At 65.8% G+C, this 22923-nt stretch carries 27 protein-coding genes; 4 read left to right on the top strand and 23 right to left on the bottom strand.

Annotated features, from left to right (window positions below):
- Nucleotides 1-9: 9 nt before the first annotated feature.
- The 10 genes from rpmD to AC1RDS_RS15490 all read right to left on the bottom strand — a co-directional run bounded on the left by rpmD (nucleotide 10) and on the right by AC1RDS_RS15490 (nucleotide 5444).
- Nucleotides 10-192, bottom strand: a complete 183-nt coding sequence (rpmD, locus tag AC1RDS_RS15535; RefSeq protein WP_007861725.1) for a 50S ribosomal protein L30 — start codon at nucleotides 190-192, stop codon at nucleotides 10-12.
- Between the two features lie 14 nt (nucleotides 193-206).
- A complete protein-coding gene (gene rpsE / locus AC1RDS_RS15530; protein WP_069103887.1) occupies nucleotides 207-725 on the bottom strand; it encodes a 30S ribosomal protein S5 in 519 nt (172 codons plus the stop codon).
- A 17-nt stretch (nucleotides 726-742) separates the two neighbouring features.
- The gene (rplR, locus tag AC1RDS_RS15525; protein WP_035240896.1) at nucleotides 743-1108 is read right to left on the bottom strand and encodes a 50S ribosomal protein L18; all 366 of its coding nucleotides are present in this window, start codon (nucleotides 1106-1108) and stop codon (nucleotides 743-745) included.
- 11 nt (nucleotides 1109-1119) lie between these two features.
- A complete protein-coding gene (gene rplF / locus AC1RDS_RS15520; protein WP_026435323.1) occupies nucleotides 1120-1653 on the bottom strand; it encodes a 50S ribosomal protein L6 in 534 nt (177 codons plus the stop codon).
- Nucleotides 1654-1678: 25 nt separating this feature from the next.
- Entirely contained in the window at nucleotides 1679-2074 is a 396-nt protein-coding gene (rpsH, locus tag AC1RDS_RS15515) for a 30S ribosomal protein S8 (protein WP_008906523.1), read from the bottom strand.
- Nucleotides 2075-2094: 20 nt separating this feature from the next.
- Nucleotides 2095-2400, bottom strand: a complete 306-nt coding sequence (rpsN, locus tag AC1RDS_RS15510) for a 30S ribosomal protein S14 (protein WP_007861712.1) — start codon at nucleotides 2398-2400, stop codon at nucleotides 2095-2097.
- A gap of 8 nt (nucleotides 2401-2408) precedes the next feature.
- Nucleotides 2409-2948: a 50S ribosomal protein L5 gene (gene rplE, locus AC1RDS_RS15505; RefSeq protein WP_092698010.1), complete on the bottom strand. Its 540-nt coding sequence runs from the start codon at nucleotides 2946-2948 to the stop codon at nucleotides 2409-2411.
- 9 nt (nucleotides 2949-2957) lie between these two features.
- Complete coding sequence (gene rplX, locus AC1RDS_RS15500) at nucleotides 2958-3278, bottom strand: 50S ribosomal protein L24 (protein WP_026435326.1); 321 nt, start codon at nucleotides 3276-3278, stop codon at nucleotides 2958-2960.
- Between the two features lie 9 nt (nucleotides 3279-3287).
- Nucleotides 3288-3656 (bottom strand): 50S ribosomal protein L14, encoded by a 369-nt coding sequence (rplN, locus tag AC1RDS_RS15495; protein WP_007861702.1) that lies wholly within the window; start codon nucleotides 3654-3656, stop codon nucleotides 3288-3290.
- A gap of 195 nt (nucleotides 3657-3851) precedes the next feature.
- Complete coding sequence (locus AC1RDS_RS15490) at nucleotides 3852-5444, bottom strand: glycerol-3-phosphate dehydrogenase/oxidase (protein ID WP_287877278.1); 1593 nt, start codon at nucleotides 5442-5444, stop codon at nucleotides 3852-3854.
- Nucleotides 5445-5530: 86 nt separating this feature from the next.
- On the opposite strand from AC1RDS_RS15490, the gene glpK reads away from it, so the two are divergent.
- Complete coding sequence (glpK, locus tag AC1RDS_RS15485) at nucleotides 5531-7024, top strand: glycerol kinase GlpK (RefSeq protein ID WP_492227132.1); 1494 nt, start codon at nucleotides 5531-5533, stop codon at nucleotides 7022-7024.
- Nucleotides 7025-7098: 74 nt separating this feature from the next.
- Entirely contained in the window at nucleotides 7099-7953 is an 855-nt protein-coding gene (gene proC, locus AC1RDS_RS15480) for a pyrroline-5-carboxylate reductase (protein WP_287877282.1), read from the top strand.
- A gap of 60 nt (nucleotides 7954-8013) precedes the next feature.
- On the opposite strand, the gene ubiA is transcribed toward proC, so the two are convergent.
- The 5 genes from ubiA to recG all read right to left on the bottom strand — a co-directional run bounded on the left by ubiA (nucleotide 8014) and on the right by recG (nucleotide 14407).
- Nucleotides 8014-8883 (bottom strand): 4-hydroxybenzoate octaprenyltransferase, encoded by an 870-nt coding sequence (gene ubiA, locus AC1RDS_RS15475; protein ID WP_287877284.1) that lies wholly within the window; start codon nucleotides 8881-8883, stop codon nucleotides 8014-8016.
- Between the two features lie 94 nt (nucleotides 8884-8977).
- On the bottom strand, nucleotides 8978-10507 hold the full coding sequence (locus AC1RDS_RS15470; RefSeq protein ID WP_287877286.1) for a CYTH and CHAD domain-containing protein: 1530 nt from the start codon (nucleotides 10505-10507) through the stop codon (nucleotides 8978-8980).
- A gap of 97 nt (nucleotides 10508-10604) precedes the next feature.
- On the bottom strand, nucleotides 10605-11108 hold the full coding sequence (locus AC1RDS_RS15465) for a Dps family protein (RefSeq protein WP_287877288.1): 504 nt from the start codon (nucleotides 11106-11108) through the stop codon (nucleotides 10605-10607).
- A 135-nt stretch (nucleotides 11109-11243) separates the two neighbouring features.
- Nucleotides 11244-12209 carry a LysR substrate-binding domain-containing protein gene (locus AC1RDS_RS15460; RefSeq protein WP_348683529.1) on the bottom strand — a complete coding sequence of 322 codons (966 nt, stop codon included), beginning with the start codon at nucleotides 12207-12209 and terminating at the stop codon, nucleotides 11244-11246.
- A gap of 41 nt (nucleotides 12210-12250) precedes the next feature.
- Complete coding sequence (gene recG / locus AC1RDS_RS15455) at nucleotides 12251-14407, bottom strand: ATP-dependent DNA helicase RecG (protein ID WP_492227131.1); 2157 nt, start codon at nucleotides 14405-14407, stop codon at nucleotides 12251-12253.
- Nucleotides 14408-14714: 307 nt separating this feature from the next.
- Between recG and AC1RDS_RS15450 the strand changes: the two genes are divergently transcribed.
- Together AC1RDS_RS15450 and queA are read left to right on the top strand one after the other, a co-directional pair.
- Nucleotides 14715-15653, top strand: coding sequence for a 1-phosphofructokinase family hexose kinase (locus AC1RDS_RS15450; RefSeq protein WP_287877293.1), 939 nt, complete (start codon nucleotides 14715-14717; stop codon nucleotides 15651-15653).
- A gap of 164 nt (nucleotides 15654-15817) precedes the next feature.
- Complete coding sequence (gene queA, locus AC1RDS_RS15445) at nucleotides 15818-16966, top strand: tRNA preQ1(34) S-adenosylmethionine ribosyltransferase-isomerase QueA (RefSeq protein WP_348689609.1); 1149 nt, start codon at nucleotides 15818-15820, stop codon at nucleotides 16964-16966.
- 41 nt (nucleotides 16967-17007) lie between these two features.
- Here queA and AC1RDS_RS15440 read toward each other — a convergent pair whose 3' ends face one another.
- Genes AC1RDS_RS15440 through trpE form a run of 8 tightly spaced genes read right to left on the bottom strand, consistent with a single transcriptional unit; the run spans nucleotide 17008 to nucleotide 22886 of the window.
- Nucleotides 17008-17739, bottom strand: a complete 732-nt coding sequence (locus AC1RDS_RS15440) for a uracil-DNA glycosylase (protein ID WP_092698027.1) — start codon at nucleotides 17737-17739, stop codon at nucleotides 17008-17010.
- 58 nt (nucleotides 17740-17797) lie between these two features.
- Nucleotides 17798-18598 (bottom strand): indole-3-glycerol phosphate synthase TrpC, encoded by an 801-nt coding sequence (gene trpC / locus AC1RDS_RS15435; RefSeq protein ID WP_092698028.1) that lies wholly within the window; start codon nucleotides 18596-18598, stop codon nucleotides 17798-17800.
- Nucleotides 18591-18743 (bottom strand): hypothetical protein, encoded by a 153-nt coding sequence (locus tag AC1RDS_RS15430; protein ID WP_167544069.1) that lies wholly within the window; start codon nucleotides 18741-18743, stop codon nucleotides 18591-18593. The genes trpC and AC1RDS_RS15430 overlap by 8 nt, the downstream gene beginning before the upstream one ends.
- Nucleotides 18744-18750: 7 nt before the next feature.
- Entirely contained in the window at nucleotides 18751-19788 is a 1038-nt protein-coding gene (gene trpD, locus AC1RDS_RS15425; RefSeq protein ID WP_092698029.1) for an anthranilate phosphoribosyltransferase, read from the bottom strand.
- A 24-nt stretch (nucleotides 19789-19812) separates the two neighbouring features.
- Nucleotides 19813-20448 carry a LysE family translocator gene (locus AC1RDS_RS15420; protein WP_092698050.1) on the bottom strand — a complete coding sequence of 212 codons (636 nt, stop codon included), beginning with the start codon at nucleotides 20446-20448 and terminating at the stop codon, nucleotides 19813-19815.
- Between the two features lie 23 nt (nucleotides 20449-20471).
- A complete protein-coding gene (locus AC1RDS_RS15415) occupies nucleotides 20472-21056 on the bottom strand; it encodes an aminodeoxychorismate/anthranilate synthase component II (RefSeq protein WP_092698030.1) in 585 nt (194 codons plus the stop codon).
- Nucleotides 21057-21060: 4 nt separating this feature from the next.
- On the bottom strand, nucleotides 21061-21390 hold the full coding sequence (locus AC1RDS_RS15410) for a chorismate mutase (RefSeq protein ID WP_026435349.1): 330 nt from the start codon (nucleotides 21388-21390) through the stop codon (nucleotides 21061-21063).
- Entirely contained in the window at nucleotides 21387-22886 is a 1500-nt protein-coding gene (gene trpE, locus AC1RDS_RS15405; RefSeq protein WP_026435350.1) for an anthranilate synthase component I, read from the bottom strand. Before trpE ends, AC1RDS_RS15410 begins: the two co-directional genes overlap by 4 nt.
- Between the last annotated feature and the right edge of the window lie 37 nt (nucleotides 22887-22923).

The following is a 22923-nucleotide window of genomic DNA, read 5'->3' as shown; positions in this document are numbered from 1 at the left end:
ATCTATCTCTCAGAGGACTTTGACCAGATAGCTGATCTTGTTAATCATGCCGCGCACTTCAGGCGAGTCCTGCAGTTCGCTGACACTGTTCAGCTTGCGCAGGCCCAGGCCACGAACGGTGGCGCGGTGCGATTCCTTGGTGCCAATCGGGCTGCGCACCAGTTGAATCTTGACGGTTTGTTGCGTTGTCATATTCAAGCTCCGGTTCAGGCGAAGATGTCTTCGACTGTCTTGCCGCGCTTGGCTGCCACATTCGACGGAGTGGTCGAATTGACGAGCGCGTCAAATGTTGCACGGACCATGTTGTAGGGGTTCGACGAACCATGGCTCTTGGCCACGATATCGGTAACACCCAGCACTTCGAAGACAGCGCGCATAGGACCGCCCGCGATGATGCCGGTACCCTTGGGGGCCGGAGCCATCATCACAACGGCAGCGCCGTGGTGACCCGTCACGTTGTGAAAGATCGTGCCGTTTTTCAACGAAACCTTCACCATGTTGCGACGCGCTTCTTCCATGGCTTTTTGCACAGCTGCCGGCACTTCCTTCGATTTGCCCTTGCCCATGCCCACGCGGCCATCACCGTCGCCAACCACAGTCAGTGCAGCGAAACCGAGAATACGGCCACCCTTCACGACTTTGGTCACGCGGTTCACCGCGATCATTTTTTCGCGCAGACCGTCGTCCTGGCCTTCGCTCTGCACCTTGGGTTGAAATTTAGCCATTTTTAATTCCGTTCCGCTTAGAACTGCAGACCTGCTTCACGGGCTGCATCGGCCAAAGCCTTGACGCGACCGTGGTACGCAAAACCTGCACGATCAAATGCAACCTTCTCGACACCAGCAGCCTTTGCTTTTTCAGCAATGCGCTTGCCGATTGCCTGGGCTGCAGCGGCATTGCCACCCTTGCCCGAACCGCCCAGCGACTTGCGCACATCGGCCTCGGCCGTGGACGCGCTGGCCAGCACCTTGCTGCCGTCGCCGGAAATCACACTGGCGTAGATATGGAGGTTCGTACGATTCACGGTCAAACGTGCCACGCCTTGCTGTGCAATGCGGATACGCGTCTGACGCGAACGACGAAGACGCTGCTCTTTCTTTGTCAACATGTTGCAGCTCCTTATTTCTTCTTGGTCTCTTTGATCGTGATCTTTTCGTCCGCATAGCGGATACCCTTGCCCTTGTAGGGCTCGGGCGGACGAACGGCACGAATCTCAGCGGCGATCTGACCCACGCGCTGACGGTCAGCACCCTTCACGACCACTTCCGTAGGCGTTGGGGTTGCAACCGTGATGCCAGCAGGCATATCGAAATTCACGGGGTGCGAATAACCGACCGCCAGGTTCAAACGAGCGCCAGTGGCCGCAGCCTTGTAGCCCACGCCAACCAGACTCAGCTTCTTTTCAAAGCCCTTGCTGACGCCGATCACCATGTTGTTGACCAACTGGCGAATCGTGCCGCTCATGGCATTCGCTTCGCGGGACTCGTTCGCAGGCTCAAAACTGAGCTTGCCATCATTGCTTGACACCTTCACCAGCACATTCTGCGCAAGCGTCAGCACACCACCAGAACCCTTGACAGAGATCTGGTCGTCTTTCACGGACACATCCACGCCAGCGGGGATGGTCACAGGCATTTTTCCTACTCGGGACATTTCAGTTTCTCCTCAATGCCGCGGGTTAGGCCACGTAGCAGAGCACTTCACCACCGACACCGGTAGCGCGCGCCTTGCGATCAGTCATCACGCCCTTGGGGGTTGTGACGATTGCCACACCCAGACCGTTCATGACTTGTGGAATGGAATCACGGCCTTTGTAGACACGCAGTCCAGGGCGGCTGACACGCTCAATGCGCTCAATCACGGGACGGCCTGCGTAGTACTTCAGGGCGATTTCAAGTTCAGACTTGCCAGCTTCGGTTTTCACCTGGAAGCCGTCGATATAACCCTCGTCCTTCAGCACTTGGGCGATGGCAATCTTCACTTTGGAAGAAGGCACCAGCACCGTGGCCTTGGCGACCATTTGTGCGTTGCGAATGCGGGTCAGCAAGTCAGCGATAGGATCACTCATGCTCATGTTGTATCTCTCCTGCCTGCTTACCAGCTGGCCTTGGTGACACCAGGGATGTCGCCTGCAAAAGCCAGTTCGCGGATCTTGGCGCGGGCCAGACCGAATTGACGGAATGTTCCACGTGGGCGACCGGTGATTTCACAACGGTTACGCTGACGCGTAGGATTTGCATTGCGGGGGAGCTTTTGCAGGCCCAGGCGGGCTGCATCACGCTCTTCATCGCTGCGCTTGGCATCGCCAGCAATCGCCTTCAGTTCCGCATACTTGGTTGCGTACTTGGCTGCCAATTTTTCGCGCTTCAGTTCGCGCTGGATCAAAGCTACTTTAGCCATGCTTCGCCTCAGTTCTTGAACGGGAAACGGAAACCAGCGAGGAGAGCCTTGGCTTCTTCGTCGGACTTGGCCGTCGTGGTGATGCTGATATTGAGACCGCGCAAGGCATCGACCTTGTCGTATTCAATTTCAGGGAAAATGATCTGTTCCTTGACGCCGATGTTGTAGTTGCCACGGCCGTCAAAAGCACGACCGGAGATACCACGGAAGTCACGGACGCGCGGCAGGGCCACGGTCACGAAACGGTCCAGGAACTCATACATCTGCACGCCGCGCAGCGTGACCATGCAACCAATGGCCTGGCCTTCGCGGATCTTGAAACCGGCGATAGCTTTCTTGGCCTTGGTCACCACAGGCTTCTGACCAGCGATCTTGGTCAGGTCGGCCACGGCGTTGTCCATCACCTTCTTGTCCGAAACTGCTTCGCTCACACCCATGTTGAGCGTGATCTTGGTCAGACGCGGGACTTGCATCGGCGAGGTGTAACCGAACTGCTTGATCAGCTCGGGAGCGACTTTGTCGCGGTAAATTTCTTGCAGTCGTGCCATGTTTACCCCTTAGGCCGCCTTGATTTCAGCGCCGCTCGACTTGAACACGCGAACGCGTGCGCCGTCAGCCTGCACCTTGATGCCTACGCGATCAGCCTTGCCGGTAGCCGCATTGAAGATGGCCACGTTGGACTGATGGATGGGCATAGCCTTCTCAACGATGCCGCCCGTCGTACCCTTCATGGGGTTTGGCTTGGCGTGCTTCTTGACCAGGTTGATGCCGTCGATGACGAGATAGGAGTCATCCTTGCGCAACGACACTGTGCCGCGCTTGCCCTTGTCACGGCCGGTCAGCACGATGACTTCGTCGCCCTTGCGAATCTTGTTCATGGCGCGTCCTTAGAGAACTTCAGGAGCCAGGGACACGATCTTCATGAACTTCTCGGTACGCAGTTCACGCGTCACGGGTCCAAAGATGCGGGTGCCGATGGGCTCCAACTTTGCATTCAGCAACACTGCAGCGTTGCCATCGAATTTAACGAGCGAGCCATCGCCACGACGAATACCCTTCGCCGTACGAACCACCACCGCGCTATAGACCTCGCCTTTTTTGACGCGGCCGCGTGGAGCAGCTTCCTTGATGCTCACCTTGATGATGTCGCCAACGCTTGCATAGCGACGCTTCGAACCGCCCAGCACCTTGATGCAAAGGACGGATTTAGCGCCGGTATTGTCGGCAACCTCTAACCGAGATTCTGTCTGGATCATTTCAATATTCCCAACTTGCACCAGAAGACAACAGCCCCAGAGAACCTCTCAAGGGCTGCAGATCAGCCAGTCAGTCTTGGGCCCGTCGTCCGCACCGCAAACCATTTGCAGCACTTCCCGCTGGGCAGAAACTTCACGCTTTAAACGCGAAGCCCTCTATTATTGCAAAGGTCTTTTGGGAAGTCAAGCACCGTATCACACAGGAACGTGCAGATACTGGCGCGCCAGGGCCAGGAAGGCCTCCAACTGTGGGTCCGTACCCAGCTCTTCACGCAGGATGCCTGCAACCCCGGGCGCCAGTCCCATGGCCTTGCGAGCGTCCAGGAACAGCAGGCGCGAGCGGCGGGCCAGCACATCTTCCACGGTGCAAGCGTATTCGTAGCGGGCGGCAAAGCGCACCATGGCCTCCGTCAGGCCGCCGCCCAGGTCGGTCTGTGCCCCCGGGATTTGCTGCACGGCAGCCGCTTCGCTGCCATAAGAGTGCAGCCCCTGGGCATCACTGATGCGGTGCTGCACAGGCTCTCGCGGCGCTCCCACCAAGGGCAGATCGTTGGTCACGCCCGCTGGTTTTTCGGGCAACTGGCCCGTAGTGAAGCATTTTTGCAACACATCTTCGGCCATGGCGCGGTAGGTGGTCCATTTGCCACCGGTCACCGTGATCAGACCACTGCGGCTGGCCAGCACCGTGTGCTCCCGGCTGATTTTCTTGGTGTTGTCGCCATCGTCGTCCTGCGGCTTGACCAGCGGGCGCAGGCCCACCCAGATGCTGCGGATGTCCTCCACCCGGGGCGCGCGGGTCAGGTAGCGCGCAGACTCTTCCAAAATGAAACGGACCTCGTCCCGGAAAGGTTCGGGCTCGCGCACCACGTCCTGGCGCGGGCTGTCGGTGGTCCCCAGAATGAGCTTGCCCAGCCATGGCACGGCAAACAGCACGCGGCCATCGGCCGTCCTGGGCACCATCAGTGCGTGGTCGGAGGGCAGAAACTCGCGGTCCACCACGATGTGCACGCCCTGGCTGGGCGCCACCATGGGCTTGACGGGCCGCCCGATGGCCTCGCCGTCCATCTGGCGCAGGGTGTCCACCCACACGCCCGTGGCATTGACGACCGAGCGGGCCCGCACGGTGAACTGCTGCCCGCTGCCGGCGTCCTCACAGACAAAACCGACCACTTTGCCGGCCTCGTGCACCAGCGACCGCGCTGGGCAGTAATTGACGACCAGGGCGCCCAGGCTGGCGGCGGTTCGTGCCAGCGCCAGGGCCAGACGGGCGTCGTCAAATTGACCGTCCCAGTACTTGACGCCGCCCTTGAGGTGTTCGGTGCGGGCCGTCGGCAGGCACTGCAGGGTGCGTGCACGCCCCAGAAACTCGGTGGCGCCCAGGCCGGCCTTGCCTGCCAGCGCGTCATACATCATGAGTCCGATGCCATAGAAAGGCGTCTCCCAGAACCGGTACGACGGCATCACGAAAGGCAGGGGTTGCGCCAGATGGGGTGCGTTGTGCAACAGCGTGGTGCGCTCATGCAATGCCTCGCGCACCAGCGCGATGTTGCCCTGCGCCAGGTAACGGACACCGCCATGCACCAGCTTGGTGGCGCGTGACGAGGTTCCCTTGGCAAAGTCGTACGATTCGACCAACACCACACTGAACCCACGCGCCGCTGCGTCCAGCGCAACGCCCAGCCCCGTCGCACCACCACCAATGACGGCCAGATCGAAACAGCGGGGTTCCGCCAGACGGGCCAGCAATTCTTCGCGCCGGGTAGGCTGGGGAGCAGAAACATGCATCATGGGGATTGATTGTCCATGGATGGCAGCAGGATGCACGCCCCCCTTGCTGTGTACTTCCGCTGCCGCGCACGGATATCCTTGCCCGCATGACCTACCTGCTCGCCCTCGACCAAGGCACCTCCAGCTCCCGCAGCATCGTGTTCGACGAAGCCGGCCACATCGTGGCGCAGGCCCAGCTGGAGCTGCCGCAGATCTACCCCCAGCCCGGCTGGGTGGAGCATGACCCGCGGGAGATCTGGCGCACCCAGCTGGCCACGGCGCGCGAGGCGCTGGCCAGGGCCGGCATTGCGGCGAGCGCCGTGCGCGCAGCAGGCATCACCAACCAGCGCGAGACCACCGTGCTGTGGAACCGCAAGACCGGCCAGCCCGTGCACCACGCCATCGTCTGGCAGGACCGGCGCGCCGAGCCCGCCTGCGCCCAGCTGCGCGAGCGCGGCCATGCCGCCACCATCCAGGCCAAGACGGGCCTGCTGGTGGACGCCTACTTCTCCGGTACCAAGCTGCAATGGATGCTGGACAACGTGCCCGGCGCGCGCGACGCGGCCGAACGCGGCGAGCTGGCCTTTGGCACGGTGGACAGCTGGCTGATGTGGCAGCTCACCCACGGCCAGGTGCATGTGACGGACGTGAGCAACGCCGCGCGCACCATGCTGTTCAATGTGCACACCAACCAGTGGGACGACGAGCTGCTGGCGCTGCTGCGCATTCCCCGCGCGCTGATGCCGGAGGTGCTGCCATCGAGCGCCCATTTTTGCGACATCGCGCCCGACCTGCTGGGCCACTCCATTCGCATCGGCGGCGTGGCGGGCGACCAGCAGAGCGCGCTGTTCGGCCAGGCCTGCTTCACGGCCGGCATGGCCAAGAACACCTATGGCACGGGCTGCTTCATGCTGATGCATACCGGCGACAAGTTCCAGACCTCGCAGAACGGCCTGCTCACCACCAGCGCAGCGCAGGCCACCGCACAGCCGGAGTTCGCCATGGAAGGCAGCGTGTTCGTGGGCGGCGCCGTGGTGCAGTGGCTGCGCGACGGCCTGCGCGCCATCTCCACCAGCAGCGAGGTCGAGTCGCTCGCGCAAAGCGTGCCCGACTCGGGCGGCGTGATGATGGTGCCGGCCTTCACCGGCCTGGGCGCGCCTTACTGGAAGCCCGATGCCCGCGGCACCATCACGGGCCTGACGCGCGGCAGCACCCTGGGCCACATCGCGCGCGCGGCGCTGGAGAGCATTGCCTACCAGAGCGCCGCCCTGCTGCTGGCCATGAGTCGCGATGCCGTGGCCGCCGGCGGCGCGCCGGTGAGCGAGCTGCGCGTGGACGGCGGTGCCTGCATCAACGACCTGCTGATGCAGTTCCAGGCCGACCTGCTGGGCATACCGGTGGTGCGCCCGGCCGTCATCGAGACCACAGCCCTCGGCGCGGCCTACCTGGCGGGACTGTCGAGCGGCGTGTATGGCAGCACCGATGAACTCTCGCAGCTGTGGCGCGCCGACCGGCGTTTTGTGCCGACCCTGCCCCCCGGCCGCGCCCAGGAGCTGATGGCACGCTGGGAACACGCGGTGCGCCAGACCACGCTGGACTGACGGCGCTGGCCCGTGCCCGGGCACGGGCCGCAGCGCGCTACCATCGCAACCCCGACCCTGAACCGCCCCACACCATGAGCCAGACCGCCCCCACCGCCCCCCGGAATGCCCCTGCCACCCTTCCCGTGATCGCCTTCATCGGCGGCGGCAACATGGCCAGCGCCATCATTGGCGGGCTGATCCACCAGGGCCATCCCGCCAGCCAGATCGAGGTGGTCGAGCCCTGGGCCGAGGCCCGCGAGGCTTTGCGCAAAAACTACGGGATTGAAGCCCAGGCCGAAGCAGGCCCCGCCCTGCAGCGTGCCCGCATCGTGGTCTGGGCCGTCAAGCCCCAGACCTTCAAGGACGCGGCAGCGCAGGCCAAGGCCCACACGCAGGAAGCCCTGCACCTGAGCGTGGCCGCCGGCATCCGCTCGGACAGCATTGCCCAGTGGCTGGGCAGCGAGCGCATCGTGCGCACCATGCCCAACACGCCGGCCCTGGTGGGCAAGGGCATGAGCGCGCTGTTTGCCCGCCCCGCCGTGAGCGCGCAAGAGCGCCAGAGCATCGAGGCCATCATGGCCACGACGGGCGATTTTTTATGGGTGGAGGAAGAGCCGCAACTGGACACCGTGACGGCGCTGTCCGGCTCGGGTCCGGCCTATGTTTTCTATTTCCTGGAAGCCATGGCCCGCGCCGGCACCGACATGGGCCTGTCTGCGGCCCAGGCCCATCAGCTGGCGGTGGGCACGTTTGTGGGCGCCTCGGAGCTGGCCCGCCGTTCCGACGAAACGCCCGCAGTGCTGCGCCAGCGCGTCACCTCCAAGGGCGGCACCACCTATGCGGCCCTGCAGTCGATGGAACAGGACGCGGTGGCCGAGAAGTTTGTGCAGGCCATGCAGGCTGCCCGCCAGCGCGCGCACGAGCTGGGCGACGAGTTCGGGAAATAATGCCGGACAGCCTGTGGCGTTTGATAAACAAGCGTCACATGCTATCTATTAAATAGCAAATCAACGCAGCAGGTAGCTGCCCGCAATCCCGGCAAACAGCGTGAACCCTACCCAGTGGTTCATGCGAAACGCCCGAAAGCACCCCTCGCGCGTGCGCGTGCGGATCAGCCACCAGTGCCATGCCACCTGGGCCAGTGCCGCTGCAATTGCTACGTAATAAATAGCACCTAGCGCAAGCGGTGCCAGCGCTACCAGCCAAAAACCCAGGAACAACAGGTAAAACAGCACAATGGCGGCCACGTCGAAGCGCCCCAGCGTGATGGCCGAGGTTCTCATGCCGATCTTCAGGTCGTCGTCGCGGTCCACCATGGCGTATTCGGTGTCGTAGGCCAGCACCCAGAACAGGTTGCCCAGCCACAGCAGCCACGCCATGGCCGGCACCTCGCCCTGCACGGCGGCGAACGCGATCACGATGCCGAAGTTGAAGGCAATGCCCAGAACCGCCTGCGGCATGGCAAAAAAACGCTTGGTGAACGGGTAGAGAATGGTCACCAGCAGCGCCGGCACCGACCAGGCCACCGCCACCCCATTCGTCGTCAACACCAGCGCGAGCGACACGAGCGACAGCACCGCGCCCACGGCCAGGGCCTCCCTGACCGACACCTGCCCCGAAGTGATGGGCCGCTGCGCCGTGCGCTTGACGTGGCGGTCAAAGTCGCGGTCGGCCACGTCGTTGATGCAGCAGCCGGCGCTGCGCATGAGCACGGTGCCCAGCACGAACACCGCCAGCAGATGCCAGCCCGGAAAACCGCCCGCCGCCACCCACAGTGCGCTGAGCGTGGGCCACACCAGCACCAGCCAGCCGGCAGGCCGGTCCCAGCGGATCAGATCAAGATACAGGGAGAAACGGCTGCGCGGGGAGGGGGTCATGCGGAAAAAACAAAAACGGACAAAACCGGACGAAAGAAGGTGGCAGCAGGAAAGCGGCGAGAAGTGGAAGTCGGGCTACCGGGGCAAACGCGCTTTATACGCCACCCGGCATCTGCGCGGCCGATGGCGCGCCCGCCTGGCCGGCCGCATAGCCGCGCAGAAACTCCACGATGCCCCGGTCCACCGCCAGCCGCTGGGCCAGCAGCCCGGCCTGCTGCACATCGCGCGATGCGCCGATGCCTGCCTGCACCTGGCGGGCCTGCTGCAGCCAGCGCTGGGCGCGGGCCGGCAGGAGCGGGTGCAAGGCGTCGATGTTGTAGCGCAGGCGCTTGGCCAGAATGCGCGCGCGGTGCTGGCTTTCGGCGTGGCTGCTGTCGCGCAGCGCCTTCTTCCATTGCGCATGCAGCCGCACGACGCGCTGGCGCACCCAATGGCGCACGGCCTTGCCCGGGATGTCCTGCCCCCCCCAGGCCTCGGGCCGCGCAAGCTCGTCGAGCCACAGGGTGATGGCCAGCAAGTCCGCGCCCACCGTAGGCTCCTGCAGAGCCCGGCGCACCGCCTGGCGCTGCAGGAGCGCGGCCTGAGCAAACGTCTGCTCCATCACCTGCCAGCGCGGGGCCCGCTCTGCGGCATCGGCCACAAAGGCGCCTTGCAGCGCAGGCAGGGTCTGCGTGCAGGCCACATCAAGGTCGCGCAACTCGCCCAGCAATGACAGCAAGGGCTGCAGCCCGTGCCGCGAGGGCTGCGCCTGCACCGGCAAGACAGCCCTGAACAGGCGCAGGGCACTGCGAAAGCGCCGCCAGCCCACCCGGGCCTGGTGCACCAGCTCCGGGTCGTCGCACTGGCCCAGGGCATACAGGTTGGCGGTGAAATGGGAAAACATCTCGCCCAGCACCGGCTGCACCATGCCCCGCAGCGAGACCTCTCGGCCCAGCAGCAGCGGGCGGGCACTCCGCGGGGTGTACAGCGTGTCCTCGCGCAGCGCATGGCCGCGCTGCGCCTTGCTGGCGGCCAGCGGCAGCACGGCGATGTGCTGCGCAATCTGCCGCGCCAGATCGAACAGCGCGGCGGGTGCACCGGCCAGCAGTTCCAGCTCCAGCTCGCAGATCGGCGCGCTGCGCTGTCCACTGGTGATCTGCCCGATGTCCAGCGCCACCTCGATGGCACTGCCATCGCGCCGGCGCACCGTCCAGGCGGTGCGCTCAAAGGCCGTGCCAAAGCAAGGCTGCAGTGCGGCGAATATGGCGCCGCCGGGGTCCAACTTCTGCCAGGGCGGCGCGGCCTGCAAGGCGGTCTGCACCAACGCGGGCCCGGGCACCGGCACCTCCCACTCGCCACGCAGGCTCAGTGCCAGATCGCCGCCGTCGCTGGTCTTGAAGGTCTGCAGCCATTGCGACGCATCGCCCTCGCCCACACGCCGCAGGCGCAAGGCCATGCGCTGGGCGCGCAAGTCCTGCCCGGGGGTGTCGTAGTAGATGTTGTCCACCCGCTTGTGCACGGGCTTGCGCCGCGCCAGGGCCGGCAGGCGCGCCAGCTGCCGGGCCAGGCCTGCGGGGTTGGCGGTGGGCAGGGCCAGCTTGATTTCCAGTTCGGCACCCGGGCCGGGGTAGCTGGTAGATGGCATGGGGTTTGTCTCTCCAGGTCAGGGCGCCACGGTGAAAGCCCGCTGCCGAAAACCAGCCCTGGCAGCAGACCCATCCCGTGATGGAGCAAGGGGGGCTTCAGTCTTCCAGCAAGGAGCGCAGCATCCAGGCGGTCTGCTCATGGATGGTCAGGCGCTGGGTCAGCAGATCGGCCGTGGGCTCGTCGCTGGCCTTGTCGGCCAGGGGAAACAGGCTGCGGGCGGTGCGGGCCACGGCCTCGTGGCCTTCGACCAGGATGCGGATCATCTCGGTGGCCCTGGGGGGCTCGGCCGGTGCGTCGGGCAGGCTGGTGAGCTGGCCGAACTGGGCATAGGAGCCCGGCGCGAAGTGGCCCAGCGAGCGGATGCGCTCGGCCACGGGGTCCACGGCATTCCACAGTTCGGTGTACTGCGCCATGAACATGGTGTGCAGCGTGTTGAACATGGGGCCCGTCACGTTCCAGTGGAAATTGTGGGTGGTGAGGTACAGCGTGTAGGTATCGGCCAGCAGGCGCGACAGGCCCTGGGCAATGGCGGCGCGGTCTTTCTCGCTGATGCCGATGTTGATGCGGGGTGCGGCGGTTTTGCCGGAAGCCTTGGCCATGTCATTTCTCCTGGGATGGTCGGGTGGAACAACGGCTGCGGGCGCCAGAAAGGCGCGTGCAGCGCTGTCATTCACTGTAGCGCAGGACACTGCGGCGCCACTTCCATTCACCCCCACCGGCACGGTGGCATCCGGTCATGACAGCCGCGTGACGCCCGGCAGTTCGCAGGCATAGATGGCGTTGCGCAGCGCGGCGATGGCTTCGTAGCGCGTGAAGCTGCGGCGCCAGGCCAGCACCACGCGGCGCATGGGCGGCGGGCCGCCGTCTTCCTCGCGGATGGGCAGGTAGCGGATGTAACTCTCGTCGCTCTTGCGGCGGCGCGACACGGTCAGCAGCGCATCGCGCGGCACCGACAGGCGGGGCACCAGGGTGACGCCCATGCCGGCAGCCACCATGTGCTTGATGGTCTCCAGCGACGAGCCTTCGAACGACTTGCGGATGCCCTCGGCATTGCTGGAAAAGCGCGCGAATTCGGGGCAGACCTCCAGCACATGGTCGCGAAAGCAGTGGCCCGCGCCCAGCAGCAGCATGGTCTCGCTCTTGAGCTCGGCGGCGGAGACGGATTTTTGCGCTGCCAGCGGGTGCGTGCTGGGTACGGCCGCCATGAAGGGCTCGTCATACAGCGGCGCCATGGCCAGGCCGGTGTCCGGAAACGGTTCAGCCAGAATGGCGCAGTCGATCTCGCCGGTGCGCAGCATCTCCAGCAGCTTGACCGTGAAATTCTCCTGCAGCATCAGCGGCATCTGCGGGGTGCGCGTGATGGACTGGCGCACCAGATCGGGTAGCAGGTAGGGTCCAATGGTGTAGATCACCCCCAGCGTGAGCGGCCCCGACAGCGGGTCCTTGCCGCGCTTGGCGATCTCCTTGATGGCCGCCGCCTGCTCCAGCACGCTCTGCGCCTGGCGCACGATGTCCTCGCCCAGCGGCGTCACCGTCACCTCGCCGGCGCTGCGCTCGAAGAGCTTCACGTCCAGCTCTTCCTCGAGCTTCTTGATGGCCACCGACAGCGTGGGCTGCGACACATAGCAGGCATCGGCCGCATGGCCGAAGTGCTTCTCGCGCGCCACGGCGACGATGTACTTGAGTTCGGTGAGGGTCATGGTGTGTTCCTGCGAGCCACGTCAGTGTTGATCGCAGCGTCTCATGCTTTGAGGTAATCGGATTTTCCACCCAACCAGCGCGCCACGTGTTTGGCGGCCAGTGCGGGGTATCGGTCCAGCATCTGCGGCGCCAGCTCACGCGCCCATTCGAGCAGGTGCGTATCGGTCGCCAGGTCGGCAAAACGCAGCAGCGCATCGCCCGACTGGCGTGCGCCCAGGAACTCACCGGGGCCGCGTATCTCCAGGTCGCGCCGGGCGATCTCGAAGCCATCGTTGGTCTCGGCCATCGCCCGCAGGCGCTCCTTGGCGGTTTCACCCACGCGGCCGCTGTCGTTGGTGGCGTACAGCAGCACGCAGGCCGATGCCGCCGCGCCCCGCCCCACCCGGCCGCGCAACTGGTGCAATTGGCTCAGGCCAAAGCGCTCGGCATGCTCGATGACCATCAGCGAGGCATTGGGCACGTCCACGCCCACCTCGATCACGGTGGTGCTGACCAGCACGCCCATCTGGCCGCTGGTGAAAAGCTGCATCACGGCTTTCTTTTCGGCGGTGGGCATGCGCGAATGCAGCAGGCCCACTATGCAGCCCGGCAAGGCTTCGCTCAAATCAGCATGGGTGGCGGTGGCATTGGAAAGGTCCAGCGCCTCGCTCTCTTCGATCAGCGGACACACCCAGTACACCTGCCGTCCGGCGGCCACCTGCGTGCCGATGCGGGCTATGACCTCGTCCTTGCGGCTGTCGGCAATCAGCTTGGTGACGATGGGCGTGCGGCCCGGGGGCAGCTCGTCGATGACCGACACATCCAGGTCGGCGTAATAGCTCATGGCCAGGGTGCGCGGGATGGGGGTGGCGCTCATCATCAGCATGTGCGGCTCCATGCCGTGCTCTGCCAATTTGCGGCGCAGTTCCAGCCGCTGTGCCACGCCAAAGCGGTGCTGCTCGTCGATGATGGCCAGCGCCAGGTTCTTGAACTGGACCTGCTCCTGGATCACGGCATGCGTGCCCACCACCAGCGCAGCCTCGCCGCTGGCCACCAGCGCCAGCATGGCGCTGCGGTCCTTCTTCTTTTGCCCGCCCACCAGCCAGGCCACCTTGCGGCCGCGCGCAGCCAACAGGGGTTCGAGCCAGCCGATCATCTTGGCGAAATGCTGCTCGGCCAGGATTTCGGTGGGGGCCATCAGCGCACACTGCCAGCCCGCATCCATGGCCAGGCAGGCGGCCAGGGCCGAGACCACGGTTTTGCCCGAGCCCACGTCGCCCTGCAGCAGGCGGTGCATGGGCACCTGGCGGGCCAGGTCGGCCGCGATTTCTTCTCCGACGCGGCGCTGGGCGGCCGTCAGGTCGAACGGCAGCACGGCCAAAAGCTGCTCGTGCAGCGGCAAGGCGCCATCGGCGGCGTGCCGGGGCCGCAGCACCGGTGCCCGCAACCTGTCGCGCTCGCGCCGCGACTGCTGTTGCGACAGCTGCTGAGCCAGCAGCTCCTCGGCCTTCAGGCGTTGCCAGGCGGGGTGGCTGTGGTCTTCGAGCGTGGACAGCGCCACATCGGGCGCAGGGTGGTGCAAGAAAGTGAGCGCCTCGCGCAGGCTGAAACTGCGCTGCAGGCCATTGGGGCCATGAATCCGGGCCATCGGTGGCTCGGTGCCGGGTGGCAGGGTGTCCGACAGGTCCACCCGCGCCAGCGCACTGACCACGGCGCGGCGCAGGTAGTGCTGGGGCAGCCCGGCCGTGGTGGGGTAGACGGGCGTGAGCGCGGCAGGCAGCTCGCCCCCCGCCGCGCGGAACGCCGGGTGCAGCATCTGCCGCCCCCAGAAACCGCCCTTGACCTCGCCCCGGATGCGCAGGCGTGCGCCCACGGCCAGCGTCTTCTGGTGCGAGGGGTAGAAGCTGAAGAACGTCAGATCGCAGGTGCCCGTGCCGTCATCCACCTGCACCTTGAGCATGCGGCGCGGGCGCAGCTGCACCTCGCTGGCCGTCACCGTGGCCTCGATCTGCACGATCTGCCCGTCGCGTGCGTTGGCCAGCGGGGTGATGCGGGTCTCGTCCTCGTAGCGCAGCGGCAGGTGCAGGGCCAGGTCGATGTCGCGGCGCAGCCCCAGCTTTTGCAGGGCCTTTTGTGCCACCGACACTCCGCCCTTGGCAGCCACCGGGGAGGCAGCCCGTGCGGTGGCGGGGGGAACAACTTTGGAAGCGGTGGGCATGGGGGAACAATGGGAGGAGGCGCACAGGCAGAAGACAGACCAAAAAGGCTACCATGACTGCCTTTACTCCCAAATTGTTACGGCGAACTGTCGAATCCGGCGTTTCCGCCATGTTCAAGCGCATTCACAGCAAGGGGGGCCGTGGCACCCGGCACCACCCCGGTATCGCGCGCGGAGGCTGAAGCACAGATCGAGACCGACTTCAGCCACCTGCGGGTGACGCCATCAGCGTGATGGACCTGTGACCGGGATTGACCGGACCGGTCTGGTAGTTTCGCCCCACCACCATTGCCAACCCCATCTGCCCGTGCCTGCACTCATCACCCTCACCCTCAACCCCGCCCTCGACCTGGCCACCACCACCGACCGCGTGGCCCCCACGCACAAGCTGCGCTGCAGTCCGGCGCAACGCTTTGCAGGCGGCGGCGGCATCAACGTGGCGCGGGTGCTGCACCGGCTGCATGCCGACGTGCAGGCCTGGACACTGGCGGGCGGTGCAGTCGGTACGCAGGTGCGCCAGTTGCTGGAGCAAGAAGGCGTTGCCACCGCCATCCAGCCGATTGCCGGCGACACGCGCGAGAATTTCTCGGTGGTAGAGATCAGCACCGGCCAGGAATTTCGCTTCGTGCTGCCCGGCCCCACCCTGCAAGCCGCCGAATGGCAGGCCTGCCTGGATGCCCTGGCAGCACCCACCAATGTGCCGCGCTGGCTGATTGCCAGCGGCAGCCTGCCACCCGGCGTTCCACCTGATTTTTATGCCCGGCTCGCGCCCCTTGCCCGTGCACGCGGCACGCGCCTGGTGGTGGACAGCTCCGGCCTGCCGCTGGCAGCGGCGCTGCAGGCCGGCGTGGCGCTGGTCAAGCCCAGCCTGCGCGAGCTGCGCGAGGTGCTGCGGCAGCCCCTGTCCAGCGCCTCCGACTGGTGCACGGCCGCGCAGGCGCTGGTGCACGCGGGCCAGGCAGAGATCGTGGCGCTGTCCGTGGGCGACCAAGGCGCCGTGCTGGCCACGCGTGAAGGTGTCTGGCAGGCCCCGGCCCTCAACGTGCCCGCCGCCACTGGAACCACAGGCGCAGGCGACTGCTTTCTGGCCGCACTGGTCTGGGCGCTGGACCGGGGCGATGCGCCCGCCGAAGCCCTGCGCTGGGGCGTGGCCGCGGGCGCTGCCGCCCTGCTGGCCCCCGGCACCGCCCTGGCCCAGGCCGCCGATGTGCACCGGCTGCAACCCCTGGTCAGCGTGCAGGCATGAAGAGGCTGTGCCCATGAAAAAGATCAACCGGCGCCTGGTGCGGCCCCCCGACTGAGTGGCGGCAGAGGCGTTGTCCACCGACGCGCACCGCAAAGCCGGCAAGTCCCATGGGAAAATCGCGCCTTCCTTTTTTCTTGGCACGGGCCCGTTCGGCCCTCAAGCACATGACCGAATCCCTCCCCCACGCCCCGCGCGTCTTCACCCTCAGCGACTTCGACTTCTCGCTGCCCCCCGAACGCATTGCCCAGCATCCCGCCGCCGAGCGCAGCGCCTCGCGCCTGCTCGATGGCCGCGCCATGCGACCGGTGGACCGCATCTTTCGCGAGCTGCCCGGCCTGTTGCGCGAGGGCGACCTGCTGGTGTTCAACGACACCCGCGTGGTCAAGGCGCGCATCTTTGGCGAGAAGGCCAGCGGCGGCAAGCTGGAGCTGCTGATCGAGCGCGTGCTGCCCGCCGAGGCCGGCAATGACACAGGAGGTACCGCAGGCGGTACGGGCAACGAAGTCGTGGCCCACATGAAGGTCAGCAAGAAGCCCCTGCCCGGCAGCACCGTGCACATGGCCGGGGGCCGCCATGCCGGCGGGTTTGACGCCACCCTGCTCTCCCGCTGGCCCACCGAGGACGGTCCGCTGTTCCGCTTTGCACTGCACGGCCCCGCCGGCGAATCCCCCTGGGAGCTGATGGAGCGCCACGGCCACCTGCCGCTGCCGCCCTACATCGAACGCCAGCAGAACAGCGACCACGACCCCGACGAGGCCGAGGACAGTCAGCGCTACCAGACCGTGTTTGCCCGCCACCCCGGCGCCGTGGCCGCGCCCACCGCCGCGCTGCACTTTGACGAGGCCGTGCTGGCCGATCTGGCCGCGCGCGGCATCGAACGCGCGAGCGTCACGCTGCATGTGGGCGCGGGCACCTTCCAGCCGGTCAAAACCGAAAACCTGGCCGAGCACCAGATGCACAGCGAGTGGTACGAGGTGCCGCTGGCCACGCTGGCCGCCCTGGAGCGCTGCCGCCAGCGCGGCGGCCGCGTGGTGGCCGTGGGCACGACGACAGTGCGCACGCTCGAATCCTGGGCGCGCTCGGGCCAGGCCAGCGGCGACACCGCCATCTTCATCACGCCGGGTTTTCGCTTCCAGGTGGTGGACCTGTTGCTGACCAACTTCCACCTGCCCAAGAGCACGCTGATGATGCTGGTGAGCGCGTTTGCGGGCTATGCCCACATCATGGGCCTGTACCGGCATGCGATTGCGCAGGAGTACCGGTTTTTCAGCTATGGCGACGCGATGCTGCTGGAGCGCCAGGATTTGAAATAGAAAAGACCTCCAGCGCCTGATGGAAAAGCGCCAACAGCTATCTAATCAGTCGCAACTGGTGCCTCATGCGCCTGCCGAAACAGCCGCGCCTGCCCGAAATGCCCGCACCCGATGAACGGCACCGGCGGCCGCAGCGCCGACAGCGGCGAGGGGTGGTTGGCCGTGAGCACCAGGTGCCCCCGGTCGCGCGGAATCACGGCGCGCTTGCTCTGCGCGTGCGCGCCCCAGAGCATGAACACCACGGGCCGCTGCCCCTGTGCCACATGGCGGATGACGGCGTCGGTCAGCACCTCCCAGCCCTTTCCCGCATGGCTGGCGGGCTGGCCTTCTTCCACGGTGAGCGTGGTGTTGAGCAGCAGCACGCCGTTACGGGCCCACTTCACCAGGCTGCCGCCGGGGTCGGGCATTGCCGGGAAAGGCGTTCCCAGGTCGCGCTGCATCTCCTTGAAGATATTCTGCAGCGAGGGCGGCAGGCGCACACCCGGCACCACCGAGAACGCCAGCCCCTCGGCCTGGCCCCGGCCGTGGTACGGGTCCTGCCCCAGGATGACCACGCGCACCTCCTCGGGTGGCGTGAGTTCCAGCGCGCGCAGCGGGCGCGGCGGGAAGATGGTGGCACCGGCAGCCAGCCGGGCCTGCAGAAAGGTCAGCAGCTTGTGGCCGGTAGTGCTGGCGAAAAAGTCCTGCACCAGCGGCTGCCAGCCAGACGCCACGGGCCAGTCGGCCGGGTCGGCGCTTTGCAGTTGCGTGGGTGCATTTTGCAGATCATTCATGATCAAACTGGGTTCCTGCGTTTAACCAGAAAGCGCAAGCAACTATCGATTTTGCAGGTCAGGCGAACAGCTTGGCCAGCTCCAAACCCGGCTCCGGGGCGCGCATGAAGGCCTCGCCCACCAGGAAGGCGTGCACGCCAGCATCGCGCAGGGTCTTCACGTCCGCAGGCTTTAGGATGCCCGACTCGGTGACCAGCAGGCGGTCTTGCGGCACATCCTGGACCATGCCCAGCGTGGTCTGCAGCGTGACCTCGAAGGTGCGCAGGTTGCGGTTGTTGATGCCGACCAGCGGGGTCTTGAGCTTCAGGGCGCGCTCCAGCTCGGGGCGGTCGTGCACCTCCACCAGCACGGCCATGTCCAGGCTGCGGGCGATGGCCTCGAAGTCGGCCATCTGGGCATCGTCGAGGCTGGCCGCGATCAGCAAAATGGCATCGGCTCCCATGGCCCGCGCTTCGTACACCTGGTAGGCATCCACGAGGAAGTCCTTGCGCAGGACGGGCAGCTGGCAGCTCGCGCGGGCCTGCTTGAGGTAGTCCACGCTGCCCTGAAAGAACTGCTTGTCGGTCAGCACCGACAGGCAGGCCGCGCCGACCGTGCCGTCGCCATCGGCGTAGCTCTGGGCAATGTCGGCCGGGATGAAGTCGGCCCGGATCACGCCCTTGCTGGGGCTGGCCTTCTTGATCTCGGCGATCACGGCCGCCTGGCCTTTGGCGATTTTGGCGCGCAGCGCGCCTTCGAAATCGCGCGTGAGCACGCGGCTTTCGGCGTCGGCACGCATGGCGGCCAGCGGCAGGCGCTTTTTGGCGGCGGCCACTTCTTCGTGCTTGACGGCCACGATCTTGTTGAGGATGTCACTCATGGTTTTCAGCCTTGTGGTTGTCGTCGCCAGGCTCCGCAGAGCCCTGTTTCAGTATGCGGGTGAACACGCGGTGCATTGCCAGCCCCACCACCACAAAGAGCGCCGAGACGCCCAGTGCGATCCAGGTGCCGGGGTCGCGCCACATGCTGCGCTCAGGCCACGGTGGCCAGCGCATGCGTGCGCGTGACCAGCTCGCCCAGCTTGGCCTTGGCGGCGCCGCTGTCGATGGCCTGCTGCGCACGCGAGAGGCCGGCGGCGATGCTGTCCACCACGTTGGCCGCATACAGCGCGGCGCCGGCATTCAGGCAGACGATGTCGCGCGCCGCGCCGGGCTTGCCATCCAGCACATCCAGCACGATGGCGCGCGACTGCTCGGGGTTGTCCACGCGCAGCTGGCGGGTGCTGGTCATGGCCAGGCCGAAGTCTTCGGGATGCACTTCGTATTCGCGGATGGCTCCGTCCTTGAGCTCACCCACCAGGGTGGAGGCGCCCAGGCTGATTTCGTCGAGGCCGTCGCGCCCGTAGATGACCAGGGCGTGCTCGGCGCCCAAGCGCTGCAGGGCGCGCACCTGGATGCCCACCAGGTCTTCGTGGAACACGCCCATGAGGATGTTGGGCGCGCCGGCCGGGTTGGTCAGCGGGCCCAGGATGTTGAAGAGGGTGCGCACACCCAGCTCCTTGCGCACGGGCGCCACGTTCTTCATGGCCGGGTGGTGGTTGGGCGCGAACATGAAGCCGATGCCCACCTCGGCAATGCAGCGGGCAATGGCTTCGGGTGACAGGTTGATGTGGACGCCCAGGGCTTCCATGGCGTCGGCACTGCCGCTCTTGCTGCTCACGCTGCGCCCGCCGTGCTTGCTGACCTTGCCGCCGGTCGCTGCGATCACGAAGGTGGCGCAGGTGGAGATGTTGAAAGTGTTGGCGCCATCGCCGCCCGTGCCCACGATGTCCACCATGTGGCTGGTGTCTGCGACATGCACCTTGGTGGAGAACTCGCGCATCACCTGCGCGGCGGCGGTGATCTCGCCGATGGTTTCCTTCTTCACGCGCAGGCCGGTCACGATGGCCGCCGTCATGACGGGCGAGAGCTCGCCGCGCATGATGAGCCGCATCAGGTGCAGCATCTCGTCGTGGAAGATTTCGCGGTGCTCGATGGTGCGCTGCAGCGCTTCCTGGGGGGTGATGGGCATGGTTTTGTCCTTGCTGATGGGGTTTCAGGCCTTGGGGCTCTCAGTGAAGGCCAGCTTGAGTCCGAAGCCGATGAACATGACACCCGCCACGCGGTCCAGCCAGTGCATGCCACGCTGCACTGCGCCCACGCGGCGCGACATCCAGGCGGCCGCCAGCGCCCAGCCGACGTTGACCGGAATGGCATTGACGTTGAACAGCACGCCCAACAGCACGAAGGCCAGCGCCTTGTTCTCAATGCCCGGAGCGATGAACTGCGGCACGAAGGCCAGGAAGAAGATGGCGACCTTGGGATTGAGCACGTTGGTCCAGAAGCCGCCCAGGAACACGCTGCGCAGCGAAGCCGTCACAGGCGTGGCCGACTGCGCAGCCGCAAGGGCGGCGCCGTTGCCGCCGCCGGCGCGCGAGAACAGCATGCGCACCCCCATCCACAGCAGGTAGGCCGCGCCCAGCCACTTGAGCACGGTGAAAGCCGTGGCCGATGCGGCCAGCAGCGCGCCCACGCCCACGGCAGCGGCGAAGATGTGCACGAAGCACCCGGCCGTAATGCCCAGCCCCGCCACGATGCCGGCGCGCGCGCCCGAACGCAGCGCGTTCGAGACGATGTAAAGCACGTCGGGCCCCGGCGTGAGGTTAAGCAGCCAGCCCGCGGCGATGAACATCAGCAGCTGGTGGGTGTCGATGCTCACGCGCGCTGCTCCAGGAAGTTGCGCAGCATGGCGTGGCCGTATTCGGTAAGGATGCTCTCGGGGTGGAACTGCACGCCCTCGATGGCCAGCTCTTTGTGGCGCACGCCCATGATCTCGCCGTCATCGGTCCAGGCCGTCACCTCCAGCACCTCGGGGCAGCTCGCGCGCTCGATGGCCAGCGAGTGGTAGCGGTTCACCGTGAAGTGCTCTGGCAGCCCCGCGAACACACCTTTTTGCGTGGTGGTGATGACACTGGTCTTGCCATGCATGAGCTCCTGGGCGCGCACGATGGTGCCGCCAAAGGCCGCACCGATGGCCTGGTGGCCCAGGCACACGCCCAGGATGGGCAGCTTGCCGGCAAAGTGCTGGATGGCGGCCACCGAGATGCCCGCCTCGGCGGGCGAGCAGGGGCCGGGCGAGATCACGAGGCGGTCGAGCTGCCCGGCATTCAGGCGCGCTTCGATGTCTGCCACGGTGATCTCGTCGTTGCGATGCACTTCCACATCCGCACCCAGTTCGCCGAAATACTGGACGATGTTGTAGGTGAAGCTGTCGTAGTTGTCGACCATCAGGAGTTTCATGGCCTCACCCCTCATGTGCAGCGGTCTGGCGCAGGCGCGCAAACTCGCGGTGTTCATGGGCGATGTAAGCTTCCATCATGCTGCGGTAGATGGCCTCCATCACATCGGGCTCGCCGCCTTCGATCAGTGTGCGCGCACGCACGCGGTCCACGATGGCCTGGATGCGTTCTTCATCGCGCACCTGCGATGCGTCCTGCTTGATGCGCGCGGCCTGGGTCATGTAGCCGCCGCGCGTGACCAGCAGCGGCACCAGCACGTCGTCCAGCGCGTCGATGTGGCGACGCACATCGTCCATGGTCGTGCAATGCTGCACGTTGTTGATGGCCTGGCTCATTCCAGCCCCTCCTCGACAAGTTCGGCGGCGCGCAGCAGGGCGCGGGCCTTGTGTTCGGTTTCCTTCCACTCCAGCTCGGGCACCGAGTCGGCCACCACGCCAGCGGCCGCCTGCACATACAGCGTGCCGTCCTTGATGATGCCGGTGCGGATCGCAATGGCCACGTCCATGTCACCCGCGTAACTGAGGTAACCGCAGGCGCCGCCGTACACGCCGCGCTTGACGGGTTCGAGCTGGTCGATCAGCTCCATGGCATGCACCTTGGGCGCGCCGGTGAGCGTGCCGGCAGGGAAGGTGGCCTTGAGCACGTCCATGCTGGTCATGCCCTCGTTCAGCAGGCCTTCGACATTGCTCACGATGTGCATCACATGGCTGTAGCGCTCGACCACAAAGGCTTCGGTCACCTTGACAGTGCCCGTCCGGGCGATGCGCCCGATGTCGTTGCGCGCCAGGTCGATCAGCATCACATGTTCGGCACGCTCCTTGGGATCGTTGATGAGCTCCACCTCGGCGGCCTTGTCCTTCTCGGGCGTGGCACCGCGCGGGCGCGTTCCCGCCAGGGGCCGGATGGTGACCTTGGTGCCCGCATCGGTCTGCTCCTGGCGCACCAGGATCTCGGGGCTGGCCCCCACCACATGGAAGTCGCCGAAATTGTAGAAATACATGTAGGGCGAAGGGTTCAGCGAGCGCAGCGCACGGTACAGGCTCAGGGGGCTTTCCGTGTAGCGCTTGTGGATGCGCTGGCCCACCTGCACCTGCATGAAATCACCGGCGGCAATGAGCTCCTTGGCCCGGCCCACGGCCGCCAGGTAGTCGGCCTTGGCAAAGCTGCGCTGCGCGGGATGGCTTTCGGTGGCCTTGACCACGGGGGCGCTCACCGAATATTTGAGCTGGTCCTTGAGCTCGCGCAGGCGCTTCTTGGCCCGGGTATAGGCCTCGGGCTGGGCCGGATCGGCATAGACAATGAGATAGAGCTTGCCCGACAGGTTGTCGATGACCGCCAGCTCTTCGCACTGCAGCAAGAGGATGTCGGGTGTTTCCAGCGCATCGGGCGGGCAGGTGGTTTCGAGTTTCTTCTCGATGTAGCGCACCGTGTCGTAGCCGAAGTAGCCCGCCAGGCCACCACAAAAGCGGGGGAGTCCCGGGCGCAGGGCCACCTTGAAGCGTTTCTGGTACGCCTCGATGAAATCCAGCGGATTGCCCCGCACGGTTTCCACCACCTGGCCGTCGGTGACGACCTCGGTGCGCGCATCGGCGCCAAACCCGCTGGCGCGCAGCAAGGTGCGGGCAGGCAAGCCGATGAAGCTGTAGCGGCCAAAACGCTCGCCGCCCACCACCGATTCCAGCAGGAAGCTGTGCTTGCCCCCATCCTTGCTGTGGGCGAGCTTCAGGTACAGCGAGAGCGGGGTTTCCAGATCCGCAAAGGCTTCCACCATGAGCGGAATGCGGTTGTAGCCTTCGCCGGCCAGGCTTTTGAATTCAAGTTCGGTGATCACGGGGGAGACTCCCTGCTGGGGTGGCGCGCAGACCGCA

Source organism: Acidovorax sp. GW823-FHT02H02, from assembly GCF_058797075.1.
Note: the sequence above shows the minus strand (reverse complement) of the source record. Positions and strands in the feature narration are given on the sequence as shown.

What these genes read in the sequence shown, in the direction of transcription:
- AC1RDS_RS15415 (WP_092698030.1), bottom strand. Translation starts at nt 21,056, where the DNA reads ATGAAACTCCTGATGGTCGACAACTACGACAGCTTCACCTACAACATC.
- rplX (WP_026435326.1), bottom strand. Translation starts at nt 3,278, where the DNA reads ATGAACAAGATTCGCAAGGGCGACGAAGTCATCGTGCTGACCGGCCGT.
- AC1RDS_RS15430 (WP_167544069.1), bottom strand. Translation starts at nt 18,743, where the DNA reads ATGTGGCGCGACCCCGGCACCTGGATCGCACTGGGCGTCTCGGCGCTC.
- AC1RDS_RS15460 (WP_348683529.1), bottom strand. Translation starts at nt 12,209, where the DNA reads ATGACCCTCACCGAACTCAAGTACATCGTCGCCGTGGCGCGCGAGAAG.
- recG (WP_492227131.1), bottom strand. Translation starts at nt 14,407, where the DNA reads ATGCCCACCGCTTCCAAAGTTGTTCCCCCCGCCACCGCACGGGCTGCC.
- rplE (WP_092698010.1), bottom strand. Translation starts at nt 2,948, where the DNA reads ATGGCACGACTGCAAGAAATTTACCGCGACAAAGTCGCTCCCGAGCTG.
- AC1RDS_RS15410 (WP_026435349.1), bottom strand. Translation starts at nt 21,390, where the DNA reads ATGAGCCAGGCCATCAACAACGTGCAGCATTGCACGACCATGGACGAT.
- rpsN (WP_007861712.1), bottom strand. Translation starts at nt 2,400, where the DNA reads ATGGCTAAAGTAGCTTTGATCCAGCGCGAACTGAAGCGCGAAAAATTG.
- AC1RDS_RS15440 (WP_092698027.1), bottom strand. Translation starts at nt 17,739, where the DNA reads ATGAATGATCTGCAAAATGCACCCACGCAACTGCAAAGCGCCGACCCG.
- proC (WP_287877282.1), top strand. Translation starts at nt 7,099, where the DNA reads ATGAGCCAGACCGCCCCCACCGCCCCCCGGAATGCCCCTGCCACCCTT.
- rplR (WP_035240896.1), bottom strand. Translation starts at nt 1,108, where the DNA reads ATGTTGACAAAGAAAGAGCAGCGTCTTCGTCGTTCGCGTCAGACGCGT.
- rplF (WP_026435323.1), bottom strand. Translation starts at nt 1,653, where the DNA reads ATGTCCCGAGTAGGAAAAATGCCTGTGACCATCCCCGCTGGCGTGGAT.
- AC1RDS_RS15490 (WP_287877278.1), bottom strand. Translation starts at nt 5,444, where the DNA reads ATGATGCATGTTTCTGCTCCCCAGCCTACCCGGCGCGAAGAATTGCTG.
- trpC (WP_092698028.1), bottom strand. Translation starts at nt 18,598, where the DNA reads ATGAGTGACATCCTCAACAAGATCGTGGCCGTCAAGCACGAAGAAGTG.
- rpmD (WP_007861725.1), bottom strand. Translation starts at nt 192, where the DNA reads ATGACAACGCAACAAACCGTCAAGATTCAACTGGTGCGCAGCCCGATT.
- rpsH (WP_008906523.1), bottom strand. Translation starts at nt 2,074, where the DNA reads ATGAGCATGAGTGATCCTATCGCTGACTTGCTGACCCGCATTCGCAAC.
- trpD (WP_092698029.1), bottom strand. Translation starts at nt 19,788, where the DNA reads ATGCCCATCACCCCCCAGGAAGCGCTGCAGCGCACCATCGAGCACCGC.
- queA (WP_348689609.1), top strand. Translation starts at nt 15,818, where the DNA reads ATGACCGAATCCCTCCCCCACGCCCCGCGCGTCTTCACCCTCAGCGAC.
- rpsE (WP_069103887.1), bottom strand. Translation starts at nt 725, where the DNA reads ATGGCTAAATTTCAACCCAAGGTGCAGAGCGAAGGCCAGGACGACGGT.
- AC1RDS_RS15420 (WP_092698050.1), bottom strand. Translation starts at nt 20,448, where the DNA reads ATGTTCATCGCCGCGGGCTGGCTGCTTAACCTCACGCCGGGGCCCGAC.
- glpK (WP_492227132.1), top strand. Translation starts at nt 5,531, where the DNA reads ATGACCTACCTGCTCGCCCTCGACCAAGGCACCTCCAGCTCCCGCAGC.
- AC1RDS_RS15470 (WP_287877286.1), bottom strand. Translation starts at nt 10,507, where the DNA reads ATGCCATCTACCAGCTACCCCGGCCCGGGTGCCGAACTGGAAATCAAG.
- rplN (WP_007861702.1), bottom strand. Translation starts at nt 3,656, where the DNA reads ATGATCCAGACAGAATCTCGGTTAGAGGTTGCCGACAATACCGGCGCT.
- ubiA (WP_287877284.1), bottom strand. Translation starts at nt 8,883, where the DNA reads ATGACCCCCTCCCCGCGCAGCCGTTTCTCCCTGTATCTTGATCTGATC.
- AC1RDS_RS15465 (WP_287877288.1), bottom strand. Translation starts at nt 11,108, where the DNA reads ATGGCCAAGGCTTCCGGCAAAACCGCCGCACCCCGCATCAACATCGGC.